Raw genomic sequence first — 21,813 nt, 5'->3', positions numbered from 1 at the left:
ATAAAGTATGACCCCGACCTCAGGTTTGTGACGTTGCTTACAAATTCAAATAATGAATGCCTCTCCCTACATTAATCAGGTTGCTGAAAAAAAGAAATCGATTACATTTTGCTCATGGTGAAAATGAAATCGATTACATTTTACGATTTCGCATCATTTCGCTCAGTTCAGAACCGAAAAGAGGTGGCGAATGCGAGTGCAACTGAAGCCGGCGGAAAGTGGCGATCGCAGTGAGATTGCTCGGCTGATTCATCTTTCGACCAATACCTGGTATCAGCGCCATGGCCGGGAGGCTATTTTCCCCGCCGGGCCGGACAGCTGCGAATTGTTTGTTGATATTTACCATCGACTGGACCGCGGGCATCACTGGATTGCCCGCGACGAGCGAGGCGTGCTTTGCGGTTCCTGTTTCTTCCACCCGCGTGACACTCATCTCGGGCTGGGCATCATGAATGTTCATCCGGATTACTTTGGTTGCGGCATCGCCGCGCAGTTGCTGGCCAAGGCCGACGAATTGGCGGGCGATCTGCCGGTGCGGCTGCTGTCCAGCGCGCTGAATCTGGATTCCTATGCGTTGTATCACCGCGCCGGTTTTGCACCCTATGCCGTTTATCAGGACATGGCGATAGCGGTACCGGCGCAGGGCTTTTCATTTCCCCGGCTGACGCGCGGTCGGGTGCGCGCCGCACGGCCGGAAGATTTGCCCGGCATCCTGCTGCTGGAGCGTGAACTGCTGGGTATCGAACGCCGAAACGATATCGACTATTTCCTTAATGACGCGAGCGGGCTATGGCGCGTCGCGGTGTGGGAGCTTGATGGCGGCATTGGCGGCTATCTGGCTTCGGTGGCGCATCCGGCCTCACGTTTGCTCGGGCCGGGTTGCTGCCACAGCGAAGAGATTGCCCTCGAACTGCTGGGCTGGATGCTGGATCGTCATCATCGCGGCAGCGTGCCGGTGGTGCTGGTGCCGGCGCGACGTTCCGCTCTCAGCCAGGTGCTGTTGCAGTGGGGCGGGCGGATTTGCGAATTACATTTGGCGCAGGTGAAAGGCCGAGCGCAGCAACCCGGCGGTGTGGTTATGCCGTCCTTCCTGCCGGAAAGCGGTTAGACAACATCACAACAATACCGATGGGGGAGTTATGCAAACTGACAGCGTGGTCCTGAGGGCCGGAAGTGTCGCATTCAAATGGGCGGTGCCGCGGTTGGCGCTGATGATGTTTCTGCAGTTTTTTGTCTGGGGCGCCTGGTACGTCACGCTTGGCGTGGTAATGGGCAAATACGGGCTGGCGGCCATCATAGGTGATGCCTATTCCACGGGGCCGATTGCCTCGATCCTGTCACCCTTCGTGCTTGGCATGGTGGTGGATCGCTTCTTCGCTTCGCAGAAGGTACTGGGCATCTTGCATTTGATCGGCGCGGGGTTGCTGTGGCTGATGCCCGGCTTCTTTTCCTCCGGTCAGAGTGGCCTGCTGTGGATTATCTTCGGCTATATGCTTTGCTATATGCCGACCATAGCCCTGAGCAACAACGTCGCGTTTTACAGCCTGAGCAACAGTGATAAAGCTTTCCCGGTGGTGCGAGCGTTCGGCACCCTGGGCTGGATTGTCGCCGGGTTGATTGTCGGCGCCAGCGGCCTGTCGGACAGTACCGGCATCTTCACGTTGGCGGCGGCGGCCTCGCTGGCGTTGGGCATTTACAGCTTTACCCTGCCGCACACCCCGGCGCCGGAACGCGGTAAACCGGTGAAAATGCGCGACCTGCTGTGCGCCGATGCTTTCGCCATGCTCAAACAGCGCCATTTCCTGGTGTTTATCATCTGCGCCACGCTGATTTCGATCCCGCTGGCGGCTTACTACGCTTATGCCGCGCCCTTCGTGGCGGCAACCGGATTCACCAATGTCGGTGGCGTGATGTCGCTCGGGCAAATGTCCGAACTGTTCTTTATGCTGTTGATCCCGTTCCTGTTTGTCCGTTTGGGCATCAAGGTGATGTTGCTGGTTGGCATGCTGTCGTGGTGCCTGCGTTACGTGATGTTCGCGCTGGGTATCACCGAAGAGCTGCGCTGGATGATCTACCTCGGCATCATCTTGCATGGCATGTGTTACGACTTCTTCTTTGTGATCGGATTTATCTACACCGACAAGGTGGCAGGCGACAAGGTGAAAGGTCAGGCTCAGAGCCTGCTGGTGCTGTTTACTTACGGCCTTGGCATGTTGATCGGTTCGCAGATCAGCGGTGCGCTGTTCAATCGCATGGTGACTGCGGAAGGGGCGGCGGCGTTGCCGCAGTGGCAAAACTTCTGGTGGTATCCGGCCATCGGCGCTCTGGTGATCGCGGCATTGTTCTTCTTCACTTTCAACTACCGGGAAACTCCGGAGGGGGAGAAACGTGACGGCTGATTTACGCGTGCTGGTGGTGGGCTGCGGCAATATGGGGGCGTCACACGCCGCAGCCTATCACTCTCTGGAGGGGGTCGAGATTTGCGGATTGGTGGCGCGCGGTGATTCGCGTCGTCGGCTCAATGCCCTGCTGGGCGGCGGTTACCCGGAGTACGGTGACTTCAGCGAGGCGCTGGCGGCATCGCGGCCGGATGCTGTCTGTCTGACCACCTGGCCCGATACCCATGAGGCTTATGCGCTGGCCGCTCTGGCTGCAGGCTGCCACCTGTTCATTGAAAAACCGCTCGCCACTACCGTGGCCGGCGCCGAGCGGGTGATCGCGGCGGCGCGTGCGGCCGGACGGCAGCTGGTGGTGGGCTATATCCTGCGTCATCACCCGTCATGGCAGCAATTCGTGGAACTGGCGCGCGGGCTGGGTAAGCCGCTGGTGATGCGCATGAACCTTAATCAGCAGAGCCACGGCCGGATGTGGGACGTGCATCGCAACCTGATGCAGTCGCTGTCACCGATTGTCGATTGCGGAGTGCATTACCTCGACGTGATGTGTCAGATGACGCAGGCGGAACCGATTAGCGTCAGTGCCATTGGTGCGCGGCTTAGCGAAGAGTTGCCAACGGGTATGTACAACTACGGCCAGTTGCAGGTGCGCTTCGCCGACGGTTCTGTGGGCTGGTATGAGGCTGGCTGGGGGCCAATGATCAGCGAAACGGCCTTCTTCGTGAAAGACGTGATTGGGCCGAAAGGCGCGATTTCGATCGTTGCACGCCACACGGCGGCGGGGGCGTCCGATAACGTCGACGCCCATACTCGTACGGAATCGCTGCGCATTCATCATGCGGCATTGGATGAAAACAATCAGTTTGTACGGCCGGATCGCTGGATTGATTGCCAGGATGAGCCGGACCATCTGGCATTGTGCCTGAGCGAGCAGCGCTATTTTCTTCAGGCAATACGGGGCGGGCTGGATCTCGGCCGACATTGGCAGGATGCGTTAAACAGCTTGCGTGTGGTGCTGGCGGCGGACGAAGCGGTACGCAGCCAAAGAACGGTAATGCTAGGGAGGTAATATGAAGACGATTCAGGGACCAGGGCTGTTTCTGGCGCAGTTTATCGGCGCGCAGGCACCTTTTGATTCACTGGATGGATTGGCCGGTTGGGCGGCGGGGCTGGGATTTAAAAGCCTGCAAATCCCCACCGGCCAGCCGCAGATCTTTAATCTTGAGCTGGCGGCACACAGCCAGGAGTATTGCGACGAGGTGCTCGGATGCCTGGCCCGGCACGGCCTGGCAATTAGCGAACTGTCCACCCATTTGCAGGGGCAATTGGTGGCGGTGCATCCCGCCTACGATCTGGCCTTCGACGGTTTTGCCCCACCGCAGGTGCGCGGCAAACCGCAGGCGCGGCAGGCGTGGGCGACGGAGCAGTTGCTGATGGCGGCACAGGCGTCGCAAAGACTCGGGCTGACGGCGCATGCAACCTTCTCCGGTGCGCTGGCCTGGCCCTATTTTTACCCTTGGCCGCCGCACAACGCTTTGCTGCTGGATGAGGCGTTCAGCCAGTTGGCGCAGCGCTGGCGGCCGATCCTGGATGCTTTCGATGATGCGGGTGTGGACCTTTGCTATGAGCTGCATCCGGGGGAGGATCTGCACGACGGCGTCACCTTCGAACGCTTTCTGCGACAGGTCGGCAATCATCCGCGCTGCCACATTCTGTATGACCCCAGCCATCTGCATTTGCAGCAAATGGACTACCTCGGTTTTATCGACGTTTATCACGCGCGTATTCGGGCGTTTCATGTCAAAGACGCCGAGTACCGGCCCAGCGCCCGCAGCGGGGTATACGGTGGTTATCAGCCGTGGCTGGAACGGCCGGGGCGTTTTCGCTCGCTCGGTGACGGGCAGATCGATTTCCCGGCAATATTCAGCAAGCTGACGCAGTACGGTTACGCCGGTTGGGCGACGCTGGAATGGGAGTGCTGTCTGAAATCGCCGGAGGCAGGAGCACGTGAGGGGGCGGCATTTATCGCCCGCCATATCATTCCGATCGCCGATCGGGCGTTTGATGATTTTGCCGCCGGCAGCGGCGATCGCCAACAGGTCCGGAAAATGCTGGGTATAGGGGAGAAATCATGAGGTTACGGCTGGGCATGGTCGGTGGTGGCGAAGGCGCGTTTATCGGTGCGGTGCACCGATTGGCGGCGAGGATGGACGATGAGTTTGAGCTGGTGGCCGGGGCGTTTTCATCCGACTGGGAAAACTGCCGCCGCACCGGCGCGTCACTGCACCTGGACGAGGCACGCTGCTATCGTGATTTTAACGCGATGGCGCTGGCCGAGGCGGCGCGGGCCGACGGCATCGACGCGGTGGCGATTGTTACCCCTAATTATTTGCATGCGCCGGTAGCGACTGCCTTTCTCAATGCCGGTATTGATGTGATTTGCGACAAACCGCTGTGCAACAGCTACGCCGAGGCGTTGCAACTGGCCGAAACGGTACGGCGCAGCGGCAGGCAGTTGATCTTGACTCACAACTACAGTGCTTATCCGCTGGTGCGCGAGGCGCGCAGCCGGGTGCTGGCCGGTGAACTGGGAGAAGTCCGGTTTATCGAGGTAGAGTATCTGCAGGAATGGCTGGCACAGCCGCTGGAACTGACCGACAACAAGCAGGCGGGTTGGCGTGCGCAGCCGGAGAAGGCCGGCGCGGGCTGCATTGGTGACGTGGGCACTCACGCCTGGCAATTGGCGCAGTTTGTCAGCGGGTTGCTGCCGCAGGCGATCAGCGCTGAACTGAGCTCGTTTATTCCGGGGCGCAGGCTGGACGACGACGTACGAGTGCAGATGCGCTACGCCAATGGCGCAAAAGGGCGACTGTGGGCCAGCCAGGTCGCTTGTGGCCATGAGAATGGCCTGCGGCTGCGGATATACGGCAGCGAGGGCAGTCTGTCGTTTTGTCAGGAACAGCCTAATCAGCTATGGATCCGCCCACGAGATGCCCCGGCGTATTGCATCACCCGCGCGGCGTCATTTCAGTATGTGGAGAACCGTTTGCTGGCACGGGTGCCGGCGGGCCACCCTGAAGGCTATCTGGAAGGGTTTGGCCAGATTTACCGCGAAGCTGCCCTTCGACTGCGGGAAGGGCCACAGGCTGCCCCCTTATTGCCTGGGATTGAAACAGGCGTGCAAGGGATGGCGTTTATCGATGCCGCCCAGCGCAGCAGTGCAGCCGGGGGAGAGTGGGTCGAATTGACGGGATTCATATTTCCATAGGTAATAAAGAATATTTTTTTATTCTTTTATCGCTCGTCACCGCTCGGATAAAACTGTCAGCAACTGAACAGACTTTTATCAACGGAGCGGATCATGGCGAGCAAACTCTTTTCATTACGCGGCGTAACGCTACTGGTGTTATCGCTCGGCGCGGCCAGTGCGCAGGCGGTCGACGTTACCGTGGCGTATCAAACTTCGGCGGAACCGGCCAAGGTAGCGCAGGCGGAAAACAGCTTTGCCAAACAGTCCGGTGCCAGCGTTGACTGGCGCAAATTCGACAGCGGTTCCAGCGTGTTGCGCGCGCTGGCTTCCGGCGATGTGCAGATCGGCAATATCGGTTCCAGCCCACTGGCGGTGGCCGCCAGCCAGAAACTCCCTATCGAAGTGTTCCTGATCGCCTCGCAGCTCGGCAGTTCCGAAGCGCTGGTGGTGAAGAAGGACATTAAAGGCCCGCAGGATCTGATCGGTAAACGCATTGCGGTGCCGTTTATCTCCACCACCCACTACAGCCTGCTGGCTTCTCTCAAGCATTGGGGCATCAAGCCTGAACAGGTCAAGATCCTCAATCTGCAGCCGCCGGCCATCGCCGCCGCCTGGCAGCGCGGTGATATCGACGGCGCCTACGTCTGGGCGCCGGTGGTCAACGAGCTGGCCAAACAGGGCAAGGTACTGACCGATTCCGCACAGGTTGGGGAGTGGGGGGCGCCGACGCTCGACGTCTGGGTGGTACGCAAGGACTTTGCCGAAAAACACCCGGAGGTGGTGACCGCCTTTGCCGCCAGCGCGTTGAACGCCCAGAAAGCCTATCTGGCACAACCGGAGCAATGGCTGAAGGACAAAAGCAATCTCGGTACGCTGTCCCGCCTGAGTGGCGTGCCGGAGGAGCAGGTGCCGGTGCTGGTGAAGGGCAACACCTATCTGCCGGTGGCCGAGCAGATTACCCAGCTTGGTCAGCCGGTGGACAAGGCGATTCGTGATACCGCCGAGTTCCTCAAACAGCAGGGCAAAATTCCGCAGGTCGACAGCGATTACAGTGCCTATGTGACCGACCGCTTTGTGAAACAGGTGCAGGCTGCGCCGCAGTCGTAGGGGAGCCGCATGCTAAACGTTAACCATCTTTCAGCAGACTATCAGGGGCGCCCCGCGCTGCGCGACGTCTCGTTCCAGATTGCCGCCGGGCAACTGGTGGTGGTGCTCGGCCCGTCGGGCTGCGGCAAAACCACGCTGCTGAATTTGATCGCCGGGTTTATTGAGCCTTCAGCTGGCAGCATCACGCTCGATGGAGCGTCCGTTAACGGCCCAGGAGCCGAGCGGGGCGTGGTGTTCCAGCATGAGGGTTTACTTCCGTGGCGCAACGTGGTGGATAACGTCGAGTTTGGCCTGCAGTTGGCCGGTATCGGCAAGCAGGAGCGCCGCGAGGTGGCGCAGCAGATGTTGCAACGCGTGGGGTTGGCGGGTTACGAGCAGCACTTTATCTGGCAACTTTCCGGCGGTATGCGCCAGCGGGTCGGCATTGCCCGCGCGCTGGCCGCCGATCCGCGCTTGCTGCTGCTGGACGAGCCGTTCGGCGCGCTGGATGCTTTCACCCGCGAGCAGATGCAGGAACTGTTGCTGACCATTTGGCGTGATACCGGCAAGCAGGTATTGCTGATCACCCACGATATTGAAGAGGCGGTTTTCCTCGCCAGCGAACTGTTGCTGCTGTCGCCGGGGCCGGGGCAGGTGGTGGAGCGTCTTTCGCTGAACTTCGGCCGGCGCTATGCCAACGGCGAGGCATGTCGGTCGATCAAATCCGATCCTGAATTTATCGCGCAGCGCGAATATGTGCTGGGCAAAGTGTTCCAACAGCGCGAGGCATTGCTATGAGCCTGCATTCCGCCCTCAAAGAGGTTGCCCAACCGCAGGTTGCGGCGCCGCGCCGTTTTCGCATACCCCGTAACCTCTTGCTGAGCGGTGCTACCTTGCTGGTGGTATTGGCTGCCTGGTGGGGCGTGACCGCACTGAATCTGATCAGCCCGTTATTTTTACCGGCGCCGCAGCAGGTCTTGCACCAATTGTTGGTCATCGCCAGCCCGCAGGGCTTTATGGACGCTACGCTGTGGCAACACCTGGCGGCCAGCCTGGGACGCATTTTGGTGGCGCTGCTGGCGGCGGTGATTATCGGCGTTCCGGTGGGCATCGCCATGGGGCTGAACGACAGGGTGCGCGGCATTCTCGACCCGCTGATTGAGATTTACCGCCCGGTGCCGCCGCTGGCCTACCTGCCGCTGATGGTGATTTGGTTCGGCATCGGCGAAACCTCGAAAATTCTGCTCATTTACCTGGCGATCTTCGCCCCGGTTGCGCTATCTGCCGTAGCCGGCGTGCGCAGCGTGGCACAGGTACGGGTGCGAGCCGCCCGCGCTTTAGGCGCCAACCGCTGGCAGGTGTTGCGTTTTGTGGTGCTGCCGAGCGCACTGCCGGAGATTTTGACCGGCATTCGCATTGGGCTGGGCGTCGGTTGGTCGACGCTGGTGGCAGCCGAACTGATCGCCGCTACGCGCGGTCTGGGATTTATGGTGCAATCCGCCGGTGAGTTTCTGGCCACCGACGTGGTGTTGGCCGGGATCGGCGTGATTGCGATTATTGCATTTGGGCTGGAGCTGGGGCTGCGTGCCTTGCAGCGCCGATTGACCCCGTGGCATGGAGTACAGCAATGAACGAACGTCTGAAGATTACCCCACTGGGGCCTTACATCGGCGCGCTGGTGGACAACGTTGCGCTGGCACGGCCGCTGGGCGACGGCCAGTTTGAGCAGCTTTATCATGCGTTGCTCAAACACCAGGTGCTGTTCTTCCGCAATCAGCCGATCACACCGTTGCAGCAGCGTGATTTAGCCGGCCGCTTCGGCGATCTGCACATCCATCCCGTTTACCCGCACGCCACCGACGTGGAAGAGATCATCGTGCTGGATACCCATGACGATAACCCGCCGGACAACGATAACTGGCATACCGACGTCACCTTTATCGAAAACCCGCCGCTGGGGGCGATACTGGCGGCGAAGACGCTGCCGTCTTTCGGCGGCGATACTCTGTGGGCCAGCGGCATCGCGGCCTATGAGGCGCTGTCTGAGCCCTTCAGGCAACTGCTGGCCAGGTTGAAGGCGGAACATGACTTCACCAAGTCATTCCCGGAGCATAAGCATTTGTCGAGCGACGAGGAGCATCAGCGCTGGCAGGTGGCGAAGCAGAAAAACCCGCCGTTGCTGCACCCGGTGGTGCGTACCCATCCGGTAAGCGGGCGGCAGGCGCTGTTCGTCAATGAAGGATTCACTACGCGGATTGCCGATCTGGCGCCGAAGGAGAGCGAGGCATTGCTGAGCTTCCTGTTTGCCCACATTACCAAGCCGGAGTTCCAGGTGCGCTGGCGCTGGCAGGAGAATGACATCGCGATCTGGGATAACCGCGTGACGCAGCATTACGCCAACGCGGATTATCTGCCGCAGCGGCGCATCATGCACCGTGCGACCATTTTAGGGGATAAGCCTTTTTACAAGGCGTGAAGCCGTGGGCGCAGCGTGCTGCGCTCCTACAATTCAAACTCGTTCGTCAGCTGTTCCAACTGCTCTTGCGCATCCAGCCAGGTCATTTCCGTCTCTTCCAGTGCGGATTTGGCCTGGCTTTGTTTTTGCAGACACTCCGTCAGATCGGCCTTGCGGCTGATGTCATACAGCGCAGAATCCGCCAGCTTCTCTTCTACCGCCGCCAGCTCGGCACCCAATTTTTCCATCTGCTGCTCCAGCTTGGCGATTTGCTTGCGCAGCGGTTGAGTCTGGGTGCGGAATTCGGCTTCGCGTCGCTTCTGATCTTTACGCGCCTGTGCGCTGTTGCCGTTGTTTTCTTTCTCTGGCGCATCCTGCTGGTTTTCCTGCCGTTGCAGGTCGCTAAGCCATTGCTGGTAGTCGTCCAGATCGCCTTCGAAAACTTCGACCTGGCCATCATGCACCAGATAGAGATCGTCGGTGGTGGAGCGCAGCAGGTGACGGTCGTGCGAGACCACCACCAGCGCGCCTTCGAAATCGATCAGCGCTTCGGTCAACGCCTGGCGCATGTCCAGATCCAGGTGGTTGGTCGGTTCGTCGAGCAGCAGCAAGTTAGGGCGCTGCCAGACGATCAGGGCCAGTACCAGCCGCGCCTTTTCGCCGCCGGAAAAACGCTCGGTGGCCTCGGTGACTTTGTCGCCCTGGAAGCCGAAACCGCCCAGGTAGTCGCGCAGTTGCTGTTCCAGTACCCGGGGAGCGATGCGGCTCAGGTGTTGCAACGGCGATTCGTCGGCGCGCAAGAACTCCAACTGATGCTGAGCGAAGTAGCCCAGTTTGATGCCCTTCGCCAGGCCAATCTCACCGCTCAGCGGCTCCAGCGAGCCGGCCAGCATTTTGATCAAGGTAGATTTACCGGCACCATTACGGCCCAGAAGGCCAATGCGCGAGCCGGGTACCAGGTTGAGCTTGATCGATTTCAGGATCACCTTGTCGCCGTAACCGGCGCTGACCTTCTCCATGCGCAGCAATGGGTTCGGCAAGCTTTCCGGCTGGCGGAAGCTGAAACTGAACGGGTTATCGACGTGAGCCGGCGCGATCAGCTCCATGCGCTCGAGCATTTTAATGCGGCTCTGCGCCTGTTTGGCTTTGGTGGCCTGCGCACGGAAGCGATCGATATAGCTTTGCAGGTGCGCCACTTTTTCCTGCTGATGCTGATACAGCGACTGCTGCTGCGCCAGTTTGGTCGAGCGCTGGCGTTCGAACGAGGAGTAGTTGCCGGTATATTCGTTGATGGTTTCTTGTTCGATATGCAGAATTTTATCGACGATCGGATCGAGGAAGTCGCGATCGTGGGAAATCAGCACCAGCGTGCCAGGATAACCCTTCAGCCAACGTTCCAGCCAAATGACCGCGTCCAGATCCAGGTGGTTGGTCGGTTCGTCGAGCAGCAGCAGGTCCGAACGGCAGACCAGCGCCTGCGCCAGGTTCAAACGCATGCGCCAGCCGCCCGAGAAAGCGCGCACCGGGCTTTGCAGCTGTTCGTTGGAGAAGCCCAGGCCGTGCAGCAGGCTGGCGGCGCGGGAGCGAATGGTCCAGGCGTCGATGGCGTCCAGTTTGCCGTGCAGCGTGGCGATGGCGTGGCCGTCGTTTTTCTCGTTGGCCAATTCCAATTCGGCTTCAAGCTGGCGGAATTCGCGATCGCCGTCGATAACATACTCAATGGCCGGCACGTCCAATGCCGGCGTTTCCTGGTTGACCCAGGCCAGCGCCCAGTTAGTGGGGAAGGTGTGACTGCCACCGTCCGCGGCGATTTCGCCTTTCAGCAACGCCAGCAGCGTGGATTTGCCGCAACCGTTTTTACCCACCAGGCCGACCTTCTGACCTGGATTAACCGTCGCCGTGGCGTTGTCCAACAGGACGCGGGTGCCGCGTCGGATTTGTAGCGAGGAGAATACAATCATAAAGCGCCGTATGTTCAGAGTATGTTAAATTGAGAGGATTCTAAGTTAACAGGACACAGGCTGTCCTATTATTAGTCTTTGCGGAGCATGGTAACGGAAAACCGTTACCCTGACGACGCTTTGGAGGGGAATGATGTCGCAGCCGCCCAAGGTCTTGCTGCTGTATGCCCATCCGGAATCCCATGACTCGGTCGCGAATCGGGTTTTGCTTCGACCGGCGCAGCAGTTGGAACATGTCACAGTGCACGATTTATACGCGCACTATCCTGACTTTTTTATCGATATTCACCACGAACAACAACTGCTGCGTGAACATCAGGTCATTGTTTTTCAACATCCCCTCTATACCTACAGCTGCCCGGCATTGCTGAAAGAATGGCTGGATCGCGTGCTGTCGCGCGGGTTTGCCAGCGGCATGGGCGGCAATGCGCTGGCGGGCAAATACTGGCGTTCGGTGATCACCACCGGGGAACCTGAAGGCGCCTACCGTACCGGCGGTTATAACCGTTACCCGATGGAAGATATCCTGCGCCCGTTCGAACTGACCGCCGCCATGTGCCATATGCACTGGCTGACGCCGATGCTGGTGTATTGGGCGCGCCGGCAGAAGCCTGAGGTGCTGGAAAGCCACGCCACGGCCTATGGCGACTGGCTGCGTAACCCGCTGCCGCATGGAGGACGATGATCATGGAAGGCTCGACGTTACTGACCGCAATTTTACTGTTCCTGTTCGCCGCCGTGGTCACGGTGCCCATCGCCCGCCGTCTGGGGATTGGCGCGGTACTGGGCTATTTGATCGCCGGTATCGCCATCGGCCCTTGGGGGCTGGGCTTTATCCGCGACGTGGATGAGATCCTGCACTTTTCCGAGCTGGGCGTGGTGTTCCTGATGTTTATCATCGGGTTGGAGCTGAATCCGACCAAGCTGTGGGAACTGCGGCGTTCGATATTCGGCGTTGGCGCCGGGCAGGTGTTGATCACCGCCGCGGTGTTGGGGGCGCTGCTTTATCTGAGCCATTTCGCCTGGCAGGCCGCCGTTATCGGTGGTATCGGGCTGGCGATGTCATCGACGGCGATGGCGTTGCAGCTGATGCGCGAGAAGGGCATGAACCGCAATGAAGGCGGCCAGTTAGGGTTCTCGGTGCTGCTGTTCCAGGATATGGCGGTGATCCCGGCGCTGGCGCTGATCCCTATCTTGGCCGGCGCCGGCGGCACCAGCGACGACTGGGCGGAAATTGCGATCAAGGTAGCCGCGTTCGGCGGTATGTTGATCGGCGGGCGTTTCCTGCTGCGGCCGTTGTTCCGCTATATCGCCTCTTCCGGGGTGCGCGAAATTTTCACCGCCGCCGCCTTGTTGGTGGTATTGGGGGCGGCGTTGTTTATGGATACGCTCGGCCTGTCGATGGCGCTTGGCACCTTTATCGCCGGTGTGCTGTTGGCGGAGAGCGAATATCGCCATGAGCTGGAGATCGCCATCGAGCCGTTCAAGGGGCTGCTGCTGGGCCTGTTTTTTATCTCGGTGGGGATGGCGCTGAATATCGGCGTGCTCTATACCCATCTGGCCGAAGTGTTGCTCGGCGTGGTGCTGTTGGTGGCGATCAAGTCGGGGGTGCTGTACTCGCTGTCGCGTATCTTTGGCTTGCGCAGTTCGGTGCGTTTGCAGTTCGCCGGCGTGCTCAGCCAGGGCGGGGAGTTCGCCTTTGTGTTGTTTTCCGCCGCGGGCGCGCAGAAGGTGTTGCAGTCTGACCAACTCGCCTTGCTGTTGGTGGTGGTGACCCTGTCGATGATGACTACACCTCTGCTGATGCAGATTATCGATCGCATCCTGGCGCGCCGGTATAACGCCAGGGATGAAGACGAAGAAACGCCGTATGTGGAGGACGATGATCCGCAGGTGATCATTGTCGGTTTCGGGCGGTTTGGTCAGGTGATCGGCCGCCTGTTGATGGCCAACAAGATGCGCATTACCGTGTTGGAGCGCGATGTCAGTGCGGTCGGCGTGTTGCGTCGCTACGGCTACAAGGTGTATTACGGCGACGCCACCGAACTCGAGCTGCTGCGTGCGGCCGGTGCGGCGAAGGCCAGGTCGATTGTCATCACCTGCAATGAGCCGGAAGACACCATGGAGATCGTGCGCTTGTGCCAGCAGCACTTTCCGGAGTTGAGCATTCTGGCGCGCGCGCGCGGACGCGTGGAGGCGCACGAACTGCTGCAGGCCGGGGTCAAACAGTTCAGCCGCGAAACCTTCTCCAGCGCACTGGAACTGGGGCGCAAGGCACTGATGGAGTTGGGTATGCATCCTCATCAGGCCTATCGCGCGCAGCAGCACTTCCGCCGGTTGGACATGCGAATGCTGCGTGAGCTGATGCCGCCGCATCATGGCGATGTGGCGCAGATTTCCCGCGTGAAAGAGGCGCGGCGCGAGCTGGAGGAACTTTTCCATCGCGAAATGCAAAAAGAGAGTCGCCAGTTCGACGGCTGGGATGAATACGAATAATTTGGAGCACAGAAGATGTCCGCAACACGTAAAAGATTTATCGCCGGGGCGGTCTGCCCGAGCTGTAAGGCTATGGATACGCTGGCAGTTTGGCGCGAAGACCAGGTCGAAGTGGTGGAGTGCGTCAAGTGCGGTCATCATCAGCGACAGACCGAACAACAGGTAGAAAAGCACGTCCGGCCGCAGGAGCAGGTGATAGGTATTTTCCATCCGGAATAGCGTTATCGGGTGCGTTTTTTTATGCTGAAGGGTACAGCGGGGCAGATTTCCGATACAATCTGTCCGGTAAAGGCGCAGCACCCGATGATGGGCTGCGTCCAAGTGTCCAACGGTAGGAGATATCATGAAAGTAGCAAAAGACTTGGTGGTCAGCCTGGCTTACCAAGTACGTACAGAAGACGGTGTTTTGGTTGATGAGTCTCCGGTGAGTGCGCCGCTGGACTATCTGCACGGGCATGGTTCTCTGATCGCAGGTCTGGAAAAAGCACTCGAAGGCCACGAAGCAGGCGATCGTTTTGACGTGAATGTTGGCGCTAACGATGCGTACGGCAACTACGACGAAAACCTGGTGCAGCGCGTGCCGAAAGACGTCTTTATGGGCGTTGACGAGTTGGAAGTTGGCATGCGTTTCCTGGCTGACACCGATCAGGGCCCGGTTCCGGTCGAAATCACCGAAGTGGACGGCGATCACGTAGTGGTTGACGGTAACCACATGCTGGCGGGTCAGAACCTGAACTTCAACGTGGAAGTTGTCGCGATCCGCGAAGCTACCGCTGAAGAACTGGCGCACGGTCACGTACACGGCGAGCACGATCACCACCACGAGCACGGTGACGGTTGCTGCGGCGGTCATGGCCACGATCACGATCATGACCATGCGCATGACCAGGATCAGGCTAAGAAAGGCGGTTGCGGTAACGGTGGTTGCGGCTGCCACTAATCGCGGCGCGGCAATTGCAAAAAAGGGCGGCCATCGGCTGCCCTTTTTTATTGTTTATCAATAATGTGGCGGTGGAGTCTCTTCCGACTGCGAGGCGATCATCGATGTTTGGGTCGAGCGCAGTTTATCGGTCAGCACGCGCAGGTGTTCCTGCAATTTCAGCATTTCAAGCTGGTGTTGCACCACGGTCTGGTTGAGTTCCTCAATGGTGACTTCCTGGAAAGCCTGGCGGCTCTCCAGTTCTTCCAGCCGCAGTAACAGGCTTTGGGTATCGGCGTTGTGCATGATGCTACCTCTGAAGCGGGTTAATCCTGAATCTGGCGCTATGTTAACAGCTGCCGCCGGCTTTGCGCTGCGCTATTTCACCCCTCCCGAAATGGGGGATAACCACAAGCGCCGGAACAGGGTGTAAAGTGCTGAAAAATAGAGCGCTTATCTTGGCTGATTTTGTTACCGTCGATGGCGTGAGTGCAAGAAAAATCTGATTTATCATACGGGTAGCACATTTAAGGAAACTTCTCCTTAAACCCGGAGTCACACTTTGACTCGATTGGTTACCTGTGTGACTGTTTTGTTTTCTTTCAGACAGCTATAGTAGCCCGGTTATCTTACTTAATGATTGTTTGGGGCACCGCTTCAGACACTGGAGAAATGGATGAAATCTTTGTTTAAAGTCACGCTTCTGGCAACCACCATGGCTTTTGCTCTGAATGCGACTCAGGTTATGGCTGCCGATGCGGCTAAACCGGCAGAAGCCGCTAAACCAGCGGACGCTGCAGCTGCAGCGCCAAGCACCGGCAAGTTCAAGAACGATGACGAGCAAGCGGCCTACGCACTGGGCGCATCCCTGGGTCGTTACATGGACAACTCTCTAAAAGAACAAGAAAAACTGGGTATCAAACTGGATAAAGACCAGTTGATCTCAGGCGTTCAGGACGCTTTCGCCAACAAGAGCAAGCTGAACGATGCGGACATCGAAAAAACGCTGCAGGGCTTCGAAGCGCGCGTGAAGGCTTCCGCTCAGGCGAAGATGGAACAAGACGCCAAAGATAACGAAGCGAAAGGCGCCAAGTACCGTGAGACCTTCGCCAAAGAAAAAGGCGTGAAGAAAACCGAATCCGGCCTGCTGTACAAGGTAGAAAAACCGGGTGCGGGTGAAGCGCCTAAAGACAGCGACACTGTGGTAGTGAACTACAAAGGTACCCTGACCGACGGCACCGAGTTTGACAACTCCTACACCCGTGGCGAACCGCTGTCATTCCGTCTGGACGGTGTGATCCCAGGCTGGACCGAAGGCCTGAAACACCTCAAGAAAGGCGGCAAAATCAAGCTGGTCATCCCACCGGCGCTGGCCTACGGTAAAACGGGCGTTCCGGGTATTCCGGCTAACTCTACCCTGGTATTCGACGTTGAGCTGCTGGATGTGAAAGCTGCACCGAAAGCAGACGCCAAGGCTGAAAAACCGGCTGACGCAGCGGCTGACGCCAAAGCGCAATAAGCCTGTCTGATTACCCTCACCGCCGCGAATTTTTTTCGCGGCGGTGTTCATTTCAGTCTCTCTGATGAATGCCCCATTACGCGTAACTTTTACTTCCCTCTCCCACTGTTTGCTTGACGCCTGCCGGGCATCGGGCTTAACGTCAATACCACGCGCAAACGCAAGGACTTTACTCTGGCAGTTTTGCTAGACTAATAATCCGGACTTATGAGTCATCCGTCTGCCCCTTAGGGCGTGTACCTAAAACTGTTCCCGGCCGTGTTTGGCCTGCGGACGCCCGTCGTGCTGTTTCATGCTGATACCAGCCTGCCTGCCCTGTAGATCCTCAAGGGTATGCCGCCTGTGAAAAGGGAGCCTGCACGAGCCGTTTTAGCTGCGCCCCCTGGCACAGGCGATCTTTGAGGGTGGTATTTTCGATGTCTAATTCGCTTTTATCCAGCGAAGCCAGCGAACTTGATTTGCTGAATGAACGTCCGTTTAGCCAGACGGATCATGAAATTCTGAAGTCTTATGAAGCCGTGGTCGATGGCCTGGCGATGTTGATCGGCGGTCACTGCGAGATAGTGCTGCACGCGCTGGAAGATTTGAAATGCTCGGCGGTGCGTATCGCCAACGGCGAACATACCGGGCGGCAGATCGGTTCGCCGATCACCGATCTGGCGCTGCGCATGCTGCATGATATGGCAGGGGATGACAGCAGCGTGTCGAAGGCCTACTTCACTCGCGCCAAAAGCGGCGTGCTGATGAAATCGGTCACTATCGCCATCCGCAATCGCGAGCAGCGGGTGATCGGCCTGTTGTGCATCAACATGAACCTCGACGTGCCGTTCTCCCAGGTGATGCAAACTTTCATGCCGCCGGAAACTCAGGAAGTGGCCCCCTCAGTCAATTTTGCCTCTTCCGTAGACGATCTGGTGGCACAGACGCTGGAGTTCACCATTGAGGAAGTTAATGCCGATCGTAATGTCGCCAACAACGCCAAAAATCGTCAGGTGGTGCTGAATCTCTATGAAAAAGGCATTTTTGATATCAAAGATGCGATTAATCAGGTGGCGGATCGCCTGAATATTTCCAAGCACACCGTGTATCTGTATATCCGCCAGTTCAAAAGCGGTGACCTGCTGGGAACCGAGCGCTGATGCTGGATTACTGCCTTTTGGTCACCGGCCCGGCGTACGGCACTCAACAGGCCAGCAGCGCCTATCAATTCGCACAAGCCCTGCTGGCGAAAGGGCATCGTATCTCCAGCGTGTTTTTCTACCGTGAAGGGGTACTGAACGCCAACCAACTGACATCGCCTGCCAGCGATGAGTTCGATCTGGTGCGCGGCTGGGTACAACTGGCGCAGCAGCACGGTATTGCACTCAATGTTTGTGTGGCCGCTGCGCTGCGTCGCGGCGTGACCGATGAACAGGAAGCTGCGCAGCAGGGGCTGGGAACCGCTAATCTGCACCCTGGTTTTACCCTTAGCGGGTTGGGTTCGTTGGCAGAGGCGGCGCTGAGTTGCGACCGTCTGGTGCAGTTCTGAGAGAATTTATGAAACGAGTCGCTTTTGTTTTTACTCAAGGCCCGCACGGTAGCGCCGGCGGCAGGGAAGGGTTGGATGCGTTGTTGGCGACTTCGGCGCTGAGCGAAGATCTGGGCGTGTTTTTTATCGGCGATGGCGTATTGCAGCTATTGCCGGGGCAGCAACCGGAAAAAATTTTGGCGCGCAATTATATCGCCACCTTTGGGGTACTGCCGCTGTATGACGTCGAGCAGTGTTATCTGTGCCAGGCATCTTTGCAGGAGCGCGGTCTGAGCCAGGTGACCGACTGGGTGCTGGAGGCCGAGGTGCTGGCCCCGGATGAGTTGCGCCAACAGCTGGCCGGTTATGACGCGGTAATGACTTTTTAGGATATTCGATGCTGTATACCCTTAGCCACTCTCCCACTCAATGCGATTTGCCTGCGCTGCTGCGCTTGACCACACAAGGCGACGATCTGCTGCTGCTGCAGGATGGCGTACTGGCCGGGTTGGCCGGTAGCGCACACCTTGAATTGCTGCTCAATGCCCCCATATCACTTTATGCGCTGAAGGACGACCTGGAAGCCAGAGGTCTTATTGGTCATTTTTCACACAAAATCACGGTCGTCGGCTATAATCACTTCGTTGAATTAACCGAAAAACACCACAGCCAAATGGCTTGGTGATGAGAGTGATGTTGTATATTTCTTGACACCTCTACCACTCAGCCATAAAATTCTGCGGCCTCGTACTTTGCCAGTAGTGCATACGAGGGGATTTATCACATGTTTACGAAGCAACAAACGAAGCAAAACCAGGAGCTTTTTTAATGGCAACAATTAATCAGCTGGTTCGCAAACCACGCTCTGTGAAGGCTGCTAAAAGCAACGTTCCAGCGCTGGAAGCCTGCCCGCAGAAACGTGGTGTATGTACCCGCGTATATACCACCACCCCGAAAAAACCAAACTCCGCGCTGCGTAAAGTATGCCGTGTGCGTTTGACTAACGGTTTCGAAGTGACTTCCTACATCGGTGGTGAAGGTCACAACCTGCAGGAACACTCCGTGATCCTGATCCGTGGCGGTCGTGTTAAAGACTTGCCAGGTGTGCGTTACCACACCGTCCGTGGTGCACTTGACTGCTCCGGTGTTAAAGACCGTAAGCAAGCTCGTTCCAAGTACGGCGTGAAGAAGCCAAAGGCTTAATGGTTCTCCGTTAAGTAAGGCCAAACATTTTCACTTTAATGTCAAAATAAACTCGTAGAGTTTTGGACAATCCTGAATTAACAACGGAGTATTTCCATGCCACGTCGTCGCGTAATAGGCCAACGTAAAATCCTGCCAGATCCTAAGTTCGGATCCGAGCTGTTGGCTAAATTTGTAAATATCCTGATGGTAGACGGTAAAAAATCTACTGCAGAAGCTATCGTGTATACCGCGCTGGAGACCCTGGCTCAGCGTTCTGGTAAAAATCACCTGGAAGCTTTCGAAGTAGCTCTCGACAACGTTCGCCCGACTGTAGAAGTTAAGTCGCGCCGCGTTGGTGGTTCTACTTATCAGGTACCAGTTGAAGTCCGCCCGGTCCGTCGTAATGCTTTGGCAATGCGCTGGATCGTTGATGCTGCTCGTAAACGCGGTGATAAATCCATGGCTCTGCGCTTGGCGAACGAACTTTCTGATGCAGTTGAGAACAAAGGTTCTGCTGTTAAGAAACGTGAAGACGTTCACCGTATGGCAGAAGCCAACAAGGCGTTCGCCCACTACCGCTGGTAATTGCCACGCAGTAGTTATGCTAACCAAGCGGGCGCTTCAAGAAGCCAACCCGCTTGGGTTAACCGAACTTGAACGCCTAAGGCAATAGAGGAATCAAATGGCTCGTACAACACCCATTGAGCGCTATCGTAACATCGGTATCAGCGCTCACATCGACGCCGGTAAGACGACCACTACCGAACGTATTCTGTTCTACACCGGTGTAAACCACAAAATCGGTGAAGTTCATGACGGCGCTGCCACCATGGACTGGATGGAGCAGGAGCAGGAGCGTGGTATTACCATCACTTCTGCAGCGACTACCGCTTTCTGGTCTGGTATGGCCAAGCAGTTTGAGCCGCACCGCGTAAACATCATCGACACCCCAGGGCACGTTGACTTCACCATCGAAGTAGAACGTTCCATGCGTGTTCTTGATGGCGCTGTAATGGTTTACTGTGCTGTTGGTGGCGTTCAGCCACAGTCTGAAACCGTATGGCGTCAGGCTAACAAATACAAAGTTCCACGCATCGCGTTCGTTAACAAAATGGACCGTATGGGTGCTAACTTCCTGAAAGTTGTTGGTCAGATCAAATCTCGTCTGGGCGCGAATCCAGTGCCATTGCAGCTGGCTATCGGCGCAGAAGAGAAATTCACCGGTATCGTTGACCTGGTGAAAATGAAAGCAGTCAACTGGAACGACGCTGACCAGGGCGTGACCTTCGAATACGAAGAGATCCCTGCGGACATGCAAGAACTGGCCGAAGAATGGCACCAGAACCTGGTTGAATCTGCCGCTGAAGCTTCAGACGAGCTGATGGAAAAATACTTGGGCGGCGAAGAGCTGACCGAGGAAGAAATCAAGACAGCTCTGCGTCAGCGCGTGCTGAACAACGAGATTATCCTGGTTACCTGTGGTTCTGCCTTTAAAAACAAAGGCGTGCAGGCAATGTTGGATGCGGTTATCGAATATCTGCCGGCACCAACTGACGTACCTGCAATCAACGGTATCCTGGACGACGGTAAAGATACGCCGGCTGAGCGTCATGCTAACGATGATGAGCCATTTGCTGCACTGGCGTTCAAAATTGCTACCGACCCATTCGTGGGTAACCTGACGTTCTTCCGCGTGTACTCCGGTATCGTTAACTCCGGTGACACCGTGTTGAACTCAGTGAAGGCTGCACGTGAGCGTCTGGGCCGTATCGTTCAGATGCACGCTAACAAGCGTGAAGAGATCAAAGAAGTTCGTGCGGGCGACATCGCTGCAGCGATCGGTCTGAAAGACGTGACTACCGGTGACACTCTGTGTGATCCAAACCACGTGATCATTCTGGAGCGTATGGAGTTCCCTGAGCCGGTAATCTCCGTTGCAGTTGAACCAAAAACCAAAGCTGACCAAGAAAAAATGGGTCTGGCTCTGGGTCGTCTGGCGAAGGAAGATCCATCATTCCGCGTATGGACTGACGAAGAATCTGGTCAGACTATCATCGCAGGTATGGGTGAGCTTCACTTGGATATCCTGGTTGACCGTATGCGTCGTGAATTTAACGTTGAAGCGAACGTGGGTAAACCACAGGTTGCTTACCGTGAAGCGATTCGCTCGAAAGTTACCGATATCGAAGGTAAACACGCCAAGCAGTCTGGTGGTCGTGGTCAGTATGGTCATGTTGTTATCGACATGTACCCGCTGGAGCCGGGCTCAAATCCGAAAGGCTACGAGTTCATCAATGACATTAAAGGTGGTGTGATCCCAACGGAATACATCCCTGCCATTGATAAAGGCCTCCAGGAGCAGCTTAAGTCTGGTCCACTGGCCGGTTATCCGGTTGTTGATCTCGGTGTGCGTCTGCATTTCGGTTCTTTCCACGATGTTGACTCCTCCGAATTGGCGTTTAAACTGGCTGCGTCTATCGCCTTTAAAGATGGCTTTAAGAAAGCGAAACCTGTTTTGCTTGAGCCGATTATGAAGGTTGAAGTTGAAACGCCGGAAGAGAACACTGGTGACGTCATCGGTGACCTTAGCCGTCGTCGTGGTCAACTGAAAGGTCAGGAATCCAACGCTACTGGCGTTCAGATTCACGCTGAAGTTCCGTTGTCCGAGATGTTCGGATACGCAACTCAACTGCGTTCTCTGACCAAAGGCCGTGCTTCTTACTCCATGGAGTTCTTGAAGTACGATGATGCGCCGAACAACGTCGCTCAGGCCGTTATCGAAGCCCGTGGTAAATAAGCTGTCGGGTTTAACACATTGATCAGTGCTCTCTCCATGAGGAGGGAGCATAAGAGTAAGGAATATAGCCGTGTCTAAAGAAAAATTTGAACGTTCCAAACCGCACGTTAACGTTGGTACTATCGGCCACGTTGACCACGGTAAAACTACCCTGACTGCAGCAATCACCACCGTTCTGGCTAAAACCTACGGCGGTTCTGCACGTGCTTTCGACCAGATCGATAACGCGCCAGAAGAAAAAG

24 protein-coding genes are annotated in these 21,813 nt (G+C 57.1%); 22 read left to right on the top strand and 2 right to left on the bottom strand.

Annotation, left to right across the window (positions count from 1 at the left end; genetic code table 11):
• The first annotated feature begins 190 nt into the window (after positions 1-190).
• The 9 genes from D4100_RS20195 to tauD all read left to right on the top strand — a co-directional run bounded on the left by D4100_RS20195 (position 191) and on the right by tauD (position 9,208).
• Complete coding sequence (locus D4100_RS20195) at positions 191-1,108, top strand: GNAT family N-acetyltransferase (protein WP_119805106.1); 918 nt, start codon at positions 191-193, stop codon at positions 1,106-1,108.
• 31 nt (positions 1,109-1,139) lie between these two features.
• Positions 1,140-2,399, top strand: a complete 1,260-nt coding sequence (locus tag D4100_RS20190; RefSeq protein ID WP_119805105.1) for an MFS transporter — start codon at positions 1,140-1,142, stop codon at positions 2,397-2,399.
• Entirely contained in the window at positions 2,389-3,465 is a 1,077-nt protein-coding gene (locus tag D4100_RS20185; RefSeq protein ID WP_119805104.1) for a Gfo/Idh/MocA family protein, read from the top strand. The genes D4100_RS20190 and D4100_RS20185 overlap by 11 nt, the downstream gene beginning before the upstream one ends.
• A 1-nt stretch (position 3,466) precedes the next feature.
• Positions 3,467-4,531 (top strand): sugar phosphate isomerase/epimerase family protein, encoded by a 1,065-nt coding sequence (locus tag D4100_RS20180; RefSeq protein ID WP_119805103.1) that lies wholly within the window; start codon positions 3,467-3,469, stop codon positions 4,529-4,531.
• Positions 4,528-5,664 carry a Gfo/Idh/MocA family protein gene (locus D4100_RS20175; protein ID WP_119805102.1) on the top strand — a complete coding sequence of 379 codons (1,137 nt, stop codon included), beginning with the start codon at positions 4,528-4,530 and terminating at the stop codon, positions 5,662-5,664. The genes D4100_RS20180 and D4100_RS20175 overlap by 4 nt, the downstream gene beginning before the upstream one ends.
• 93 nt (positions 5,665-5,757) lie before the next feature.
• A complete protein-coding gene (gene tauA, locus D4100_RS20170) occupies positions 5,758-6,753 on the top strand; it encodes a taurine ABC transporter substrate-binding protein (protein WP_006319005.1) in 996 nt (331 codons plus the stop codon).
• Positions 6,754-6,762: 9 nt separating this feature from the next.
• On the top strand, positions 6,763-7,530 hold the full coding sequence (gene tauB / locus D4100_RS20165) for a taurine ABC transporter ATP-binding subunit (RefSeq protein ID WP_006319003.1): 768 nt from the start codon (positions 6,763-6,765) through the stop codon (positions 7,528-7,530).
• Entirely contained in the window at positions 7,527-8,363 is an 837-nt protein-coding gene (tauC, locus tag D4100_RS20160; protein ID WP_119805101.1) for a taurine ABC transporter permease TauC, read from the top strand. The genes tauB and tauC overlap by 4 nt, the downstream gene beginning before the upstream one ends.
• Positions 8,360-9,208 carry a taurine dioxygenase gene (tauD, locus tag D4100_RS20155; protein WP_119805100.1) on the top strand — a complete coding sequence of 283 codons (849 nt, stop codon included), beginning with the start codon at positions 8,360-8,362 and terminating at the stop codon, positions 9,206-9,208. The genes tauC and tauD overlap by 4 nt, the downstream gene beginning before the upstream one ends.
• A 26-nt stretch (positions 9,209-9,234) precedes the next feature.
• Here tauD and D4100_RS20150 read toward each other — a convergent pair whose 3' ends face one another.
• Positions 9,235-11,148, bottom strand: a complete 1,914-nt coding sequence (locus D4100_RS20150; RefSeq protein ID WP_006318998.1) for an ABC transporter ATP-binding protein — start codon at positions 11,146-11,148, stop codon at positions 9,235-9,237.
• 133 nt (positions 11,149-11,281) lie between these two features.
• Between D4100_RS20150 and kefG the strand changes: the two genes are divergently transcribed.
• The 4 genes from kefG to slyD all read left to right on the top strand — a co-directional run bounded on the left by kefG (position 11,282) and on the right by slyD (position 14,584).
• Entirely contained in the window at positions 11,282-11,833 is a 552-nt protein-coding gene (gene kefG, locus D4100_RS20145) for a glutathione-regulated potassium-efflux system ancillary protein KefG (RefSeq protein WP_004951227.1), read from the top strand.
• Between the two features lie 2 nt (positions 11,834-11,835).
• Positions 11,836-13,644: a glutathione-regulated potassium-efflux system protein KefB gene (gene kefB / locus D4100_RS20140; protein ID WP_006318997.1), complete on the top strand. Its 1,809-nt coding sequence runs from the start codon at positions 11,836-11,838 to the stop codon at positions 13,642-13,644.
• 15 nt (positions 13,645-13,659) lie between these two features.
• The gene (locus D4100_RS20135; protein WP_004951224.1) at positions 13,660-13,863 is read left to right on the top strand and encodes a YheV family putative zinc ribbon protein; all 204 of its coding nucleotides are present in this window, start codon (positions 13,660-13,662) and stop codon (positions 13,861-13,863) included.
• Between the two features lie 124 nt (positions 13,864-13,987).
• Positions 13,988-14,584 carry a peptidylprolyl isomerase gene (slyD, locus tag D4100_RS20130; protein ID WP_006318995.1) on the top strand — a complete coding sequence of 199 codons (597 nt, stop codon included), beginning with the start codon at positions 13,988-13,990 and terminating at the stop codon, positions 14,582-14,584.
• A gap of 57 nt (positions 14,585-14,641) precedes the next feature.
• Here the strand turns inward: slyD and D4100_RS20125 are convergent, their stop codons facing one another.
• On the bottom strand, positions 14,642-14,869 hold the full coding sequence (locus D4100_RS20125) for a SlyX family protein (RefSeq protein ID WP_004951219.1): 228 nt from the start codon (positions 14,867-14,869) through the stop codon (positions 14,642-14,644).
• A 370-nt stretch (positions 14,870-15,239) separates the two neighbouring features.
• Here D4100_RS20125 and fkpA point away from each other — a divergent pair, with 370 nt between their 5' ends.
• From fkpA to D4100_RS20080, 9 genes are all read left to right on the top strand, one after another.
• Positions 15,240-16,082, top strand: a complete 843-nt coding sequence (gene fkpA / locus D4100_RS20120; RefSeq protein ID WP_006318994.1) for an FKBP-type peptidyl-prolyl cis-trans isomerase — start codon at positions 15,240-15,242, stop codon at positions 16,080-16,082.
• A gap of 416 nt (positions 16,083-16,498) precedes the next feature.
• On the top strand, positions 16,499-17,221 hold the full coding sequence (locus D4100_RS20115; RefSeq protein WP_006318988.1) for a helix-turn-helix transcriptional regulator: 723 nt from the start codon (positions 16,499-16,501) through the stop codon (positions 17,219-17,221).
• Positions 17,221-17,610, top strand: coding sequence for a sulfurtransferase complex subunit TusD (tusD, locus tag D4100_RS20110; protein ID WP_006318986.1), 390 nt, complete (start codon positions 17,221-17,223; stop codon positions 17,608-17,610). Before D4100_RS20115 ends, tusD begins: the two co-directional genes overlap by 1 nt.
• An 8-nt stretch (positions 17,611-17,618) precedes the next feature.
• Positions 17,619-17,978, top strand: a complete 360-nt coding sequence (tusC, locus tag D4100_RS20105; RefSeq protein ID WP_006318984.1) for a sulfurtransferase complex subunit TusC — start codon at positions 17,619-17,621, stop codon at positions 17,976-17,978.
• An 8-nt stretch (positions 17,979-17,986) separates the two neighbouring features.
• Positions 17,987-18,274: a sulfurtransferase complex subunit TusB gene (tusB, locus tag D4100_RS20100; RefSeq protein WP_006318977.1), complete on the top strand. Its 288-nt coding sequence runs from the start codon at positions 17,987-17,989 to the stop codon at positions 18,272-18,274.
• A gap of 143 nt (positions 18,275-18,417) precedes the next feature.
• The gene (rpsL, locus tag D4100_RS20095) at positions 18,418-18,792 is read left to right on the top strand and encodes a 30S ribosomal protein S12 (RefSeq protein WP_004930426.1); all 375 of its coding nucleotides are present in this window, start codon (positions 18,418-18,420) and stop codon (positions 18,790-18,792) included.
• Positions 18,793-18,888: 96 nt separating this feature from the next.
• Positions 18,889-19,359 carry a 30S ribosomal protein S7 gene (gene rpsG / locus D4100_RS20090; RefSeq protein WP_004951199.1) on the top strand — a complete coding sequence of 157 codons (471 nt, stop codon included), beginning with the start codon at positions 18,889-18,891 and terminating at the stop codon, positions 19,357-19,359.
• Positions 19,360-19,456: 97 nt separating this feature from the next.
• Positions 19,457-21,571 carry an elongation factor G gene (gene fusA, locus D4100_RS20085; protein WP_006318976.1) on the top strand — a complete coding sequence of 705 codons (2,115 nt, stop codon included), beginning with the start codon at positions 19,457-19,459 and terminating at the stop codon, positions 21,569-21,571.
• Positions 21,572-21,641: 70 nt separating this feature from the next.
• A partial coding sequence (locus D4100_RS20080; RefSeq protein WP_235163334.1) for a GTP-binding protein occupies positions 21,642-21,813 on the top strand: 172 nt, incomplete at its 3' end.

Origin of the sequence: Serratia inhibens (assembly GCF_003591175.1) — a bacterium.
GTDB lineage: Bacteria > Pseudomonadota > Gammaproteobacteria > Enterobacterales > Enterobacteriaceae > Serratia > Serratia inhibens.
This window is presented reverse-complemented; position numbering and strand designations above follow the sequence as displayed.

Excerpts from the sequence above, each read along its gene's own strand:
- tauA (WP_006319005.1), top strand. The coding sequence starts at position 5,758 with ATGGCGAGCAAACTCTTTTCATTACGCGGCGTAACGCTACTGGTGTTA.
- tauD (WP_119805100.1), top strand. The coding sequence starts at position 8,360 with ATGAACGAACGTCTGAAGATTACCCCACTGGGGCCTTACATCGGCGCG.
- tusD (WP_006318986.1), top strand. The coding sequence starts at position 17,221 with ATGCTGGATTACTGCCTTTTGGTCACCGGCCCGGCGTACGGCACTCAA.
- D4100_RS20180 (WP_119805103.1), top strand. The coding sequence starts at position 3,467 with ATGAAGACGATTCAGGGACCAGGGCTGTTTCTGGCGCAGTTTATCGGC.
- tauB (WP_006319003.1), top strand. The coding sequence starts at position 6,763 with ATGCTAAACGTTAACCATCTTTCAGCAGACTATCAGGGGCGCCCCGCG.
- D4100_RS20115 (WP_006318988.1), top strand. The coding sequence starts at position 16,499 with ATGTCTAATTCGCTTTTATCCAGCGAAGCCAGCGAACTTGATTTGCTG.
- D4100_RS20135 (WP_004951224.1), top strand. The coding sequence starts at position 13,660 with ATGTCCGCAACACGTAAAAGATTTATCGCCGGGGCGGTCTGCCCGAGC.
- D4100_RS20190 (WP_119805105.1), top strand. The coding sequence starts at position 1,140 with ATGCAAACTGACAGCGTGGTCCTGAGGGCCGGAAGTGTCGCATTCAAA.
- fkpA (WP_006318994.1), top strand. The coding sequence starts at position 15,240 with ATGAAATCTTTGTTTAAAGTCACGCTTCTGGCAACCACCATGGCTTTT.
- D4100_RS20195 (WP_119805106.1), top strand. The coding sequence starts at position 191 with ATGCGAGTGCAACTGAAGCCGGCGGAAAGTGGCGATCGCAGTGAGATT.
- D4100_RS20175 (WP_119805102.1), top strand. The coding sequence starts at position 4,528 with ATGAGGTTACGGCTGGGCATGGTCGGTGGTGGCGAAGGCGCGTTTATC.
- kefG (WP_004951227.1), top strand. The coding sequence starts at position 11,282 with ATGTCGCAGCCGCCCAAGGTCTTGCTGCTGTATGCCCATCCGGAATCC.
- tusC (WP_006318984.1), top strand. The coding sequence starts at position 17,619 with ATGAAACGAGTCGCTTTTGTTTTTACTCAAGGCCCGCACGGTAGCGCC.
- D4100_RS20125 (WP_004951219.1), bottom strand. The coding sequence starts at position 14,869 with ATGCACAACGCCGATACCCAAAGCCTGTTACTGCGGCTGGAAGAACTG.
- fusA (WP_006318976.1), top strand. The coding sequence starts at position 19,457 with ATGGCTCGTACAACACCCATTGAGCGCTATCGTAACATCGGTATCAGC.
- kefB (WP_006318997.1), top strand. The coding sequence starts at position 11,836 with ATGGAAGGCTCGACGTTACTGACCGCAATTTTACTGTTCCTGTTCGCC.
- tusB (WP_006318977.1), top strand. The coding sequence starts at position 17,987 with ATGCTGTATACCCTTAGCCACTCTCCCACTCAATGCGATTTGCCTGCG.
- D4100_RS20150 (WP_006318998.1), bottom strand. The coding sequence starts at position 11,148 with ATGATTGTATTCTCCTCGCTACAAATCCGACGCGGCACCCGCGTCCTG.
- rpsG (WP_004951199.1), top strand. The coding sequence starts at position 18,889 with ATGCCACGTCGTCGCGTAATAGGCCAACGTAAAATCCTGCCAGATCCT.
- tauC (WP_119805101.1), top strand. The coding sequence starts at position 7,527 with ATGAGCCTGCATTCCGCCCTCAAAGAGGTTGCCCAACCGCAGGTTGCG.
- rpsL (WP_004930426.1), top strand. The coding sequence starts at position 18,418 with ATGGCAACAATTAATCAGCTGGTTCGCAAACCACGCTCTGTGAAGGCT.
- slyD (WP_006318995.1), top strand. The coding sequence starts at position 13,988 with ATGAAAGTAGCAAAAGACTTGGTGGTCAGCCTGGCTTACCAAGTACGT.